The sequence below is a fragment of the Aureimonas sp. D3 genome, from assembly GCF_001463805.1.
Classification (GTDB): Bacteria; Pseudomonadota; Alphaproteobacteria; order Rhizobiales; family Rhizobiaceae; genus Aureimonas; species Aureimonas ureilytica_A.
In genome coordinates, this window is sequence record NZ_BBWM01000026.1 from 1 (window position 1) to 2,897 (window position 2,897).

Below are 2,897 nucleotides of genomic sequence, written 5' to 3' on the forward strand. Positions count from 1 at the left end.
GCCATTCGGGCGGCAGGGCGGCGTAGGTGAGGACGCTGGCGAGAAGGTGCCGCCCGCCTGCCTCGGCCTCGCTCCAGTCATGGCCGGGCGCGAGCGCGGCGAGTTCGCCGAAGGCCTCGAACACCCAATAGGACAGGTTCACCACCGGCCCGTCCGCGCGCTCGCCCCGATCGAAGCCGGAGACGCCCGGCCGCAGCAGGGTCTGCCCATCATGGGCGAAGAGAAGGCGTGTGCCGATAGATCCCGCCAGCGTCGCGGCGGCCTCTGTCAGGTCGGACCTCTGCCATTTGGCCCCGCCCCGCGCGAGGCCGAGCGCGATCAGGATGTCGCCGTCGCTGGCGTCGTTGAGATCGGTGACGGGCGGCTCGGAGCCCGGCGTCCAGCGCCACGCGGCTAGCCCGTCGTCGCGCACCAGAAGCTGCGTGCGCGTGAAGCTCCAGATGCGGTCGAAATTGGCCTGGTCATCGGCCATCACGGCCAGAAGCAGGCCATAACCCTGCCCCTCGCTATGGCTGATGCCGTGATTGCCGGTGTCGACGATGCGCCCCGACGCGTCGAGGAAGCTGGCGCGGTAGCTCTCCCAAGCGCCGGATGGAAGCGAGGACGCGGCCATGGCAGGAGGTCCCCAAACCAGAAGCAGCGCGCACAGGAGAGGCTTCAGCGATCTCATTCGCGGTGACCCAAGGTTTGCACGAAGGCGGTGGTGGCGATGCCGAGCAGAAGCGCCACCACCACGATCAGCGAAGCATAGGCGAGAACGTTTTCCGACAGCCAGTTGGCGAGGATCAGGCGCATATTGGAAAAGGAAAAGGGCTGCGTCGGCACGAAGGACGCCGCGCCGACGGGCTGGCTGGCGGTGGTGCTCTCTTTTGGATCGAAGGCCGACACGCGCCCGACAAGCTGCACCCAGTTCGCCTCGCGCGCGACCAGCGCGATATTCTCTCTCAAGGCCGCCGTGCTCGGCGCGGTGAGAACGGTCCAGACGCCGGCCGGCCCCTCGCCCTGCCCGACCACCAATCCGTCATCCGCGCCGGGGGCAAAGGGCTGCTGGCTGGCGGGAAGCAGCCGAAGCCCGCCGGCCTCGATGTCGAAGGTCTCGCGCAGCCAGCTTTCCAGATCGGCGAGCGTCGCGCGCCAGCCGGAGGCCGTGCCGAACTGCTTCTGCCAGCCCTCCAGCGTCAGCGCGGGGGCGGCGGCCGGGCCGGGCGCCTGCCCGCCCCATTCGGCCGCGCGGGCGGGGTCGATATGGGCACGCGTCAGCGCTTCGGGCGGCAGTTGGCGCGTCGGCCCGATGAAGATCGCGTGCGAGCCGATGGACCCGGTCGGCGCGGGCGCGAGCCGCAGGGGAATGGCATGGCCCGCCGAAAAGGCGATGCGGCCGAGAAAGGTCGCGGCGGCGCTGAGGCCCTCCGCCCGATCGTCCGGCAGCACGACATCCACGGGATCGCGCGTGACATTGTAGGGAAAGCCGACGCCCTGAAAGGCCGAAAGATCGGGCACCCGCGCGATGCGGGCGAAATCGGGCACTTCGAGCCGCGAGGTATCGAACAGAGCGAAGCGCGGCGCGCCGCCGGTGGAGGTGCCCGGCCGGCAGCTCCGGTCGGCCTCGGTCAGAAGATTGGCCTCCAGCGCGATCGTGTTCACGCCGGGCCTGAGATGGCGCATCGTCATGCGCAAGGGAAAGCCGTCCAGCGCGCCGCTGCCCCCGCCGCCGATCGGCAGGGTCGTCGCGATATTGCCGTTCACATAGAGATTGACGAGGCTGCCCGGCAGAACCTCGCCGCTATAGGCGGCGTCCAGCCGAACCACGGCTTCGCCATAGGCTTCGGCGAAGAAATCGCCGGGCACCGCGACGGCGAACTCGGTGCGGAAACGCCGCCCGGCGAACTCCTGCGAGACGACGCCCAGTTCGCGGAAACTCAGCGCCCCGCCCTCGCGCATCAAGGGCGCGTCTGGCGCGCGCAGCGCGGGGTTGAGGATCGCCGGGCGCGGGGCGGCTCCCTCCCGGTCCACGAAGGAGACGATGCGCTCGGCGCCCGCCGCCACCTCGTCCCAGTTGGAGCCCGTAAGAGCCAGAACGCTCGATCCATCGGCGCGGCGCAGGAAGCTCGCGCCCCCGCTCGGGCTTGCGCTCAAGGCCCCCGCCAGCGCGCCGAAGGCGTCGGCCGGGGCGAGCACGACATCGAGCGTCCCGGCGCGGGCCGGTGGTACGCTGCCCTGCACGATCTCGACGCTCTGGTTGGGCATGGCGGTGAGAAGCGCCAGCCCCTGCGACAGGCGCATGAGGGCCGGGGCGGCGTCGCTGAGGTCTCCGGCGGGCAGCGCGAGGCGGATCAGCGTCAGCCCGTCGCCGTCGAGACCGGTGGCGCGCACGTCCTCCAGACGGCGCGGCGCGAAATCGGCGGCGCTTCCGGCGAATTCGAGAAAGGTGCGGCCCGAAGCCAGCGTCGTCCAGAGTTCGTAGGTGGAGGCGACGGTGCAGTCCGTCCTGTGCCGCAGAGTGCTTTCGACACCGATCGTGTTGAGGCCGGGGCGCAGCAGGCCGGCCGGCACGGCGACGGAGAGATCGCTCAACCCGTCCGACGAGGCGACGGGCGCGTCGATCAGCGGCATGTCGTTGACGAGCAGGCGCAGGCGCGACGCTTCGGGAGCCACCAGAATGGCGTTCTGATAGGCGATGTTGAGCCGGGCGGCGGCTTCCGCTTCCTCGCGCGTCAAAGTGATCGACCAGCGCCGCCGATCGATCTCGCCCGACAGAGCCAGCTCCGGTCCGGCGATGAGGTGGCGACGCCAGCCGGTGGAGGGGGCGGGTTGTGCGCTGGTGTTCGAAGCGGATGCCGGTGGCGCGGATGGAGGTACGGCAGTTGCGGGCGCCTCGGGCCTTACGGGGCTCGGCG

At 70.6% G+C, this 2,897-nt stretch carries 2 protein-coding genes; both read right to left on the reverse strand.

Going from position 1 to position 2,897, the window contains the following annotated elements:
- Positions 1–613: glycosyl hydrolase family 8 (locus tag AUL36_RS06735; RefSeq protein ID WP_244497061.1), on the reverse strand; the 613-nt coding region annotated here is incomplete at its 3' end.
- 53 nt (positions 614–666) lie between these two features.
- Positions 667–2,897: cellulose biosynthesis cyclic di-GMP-binding regulatory protein BcsB (locus AUL36_RS06740; RefSeq protein ID WP_156418295.1), on the reverse strand; the 2,231-nt coding region annotated here is incomplete at its 5' end.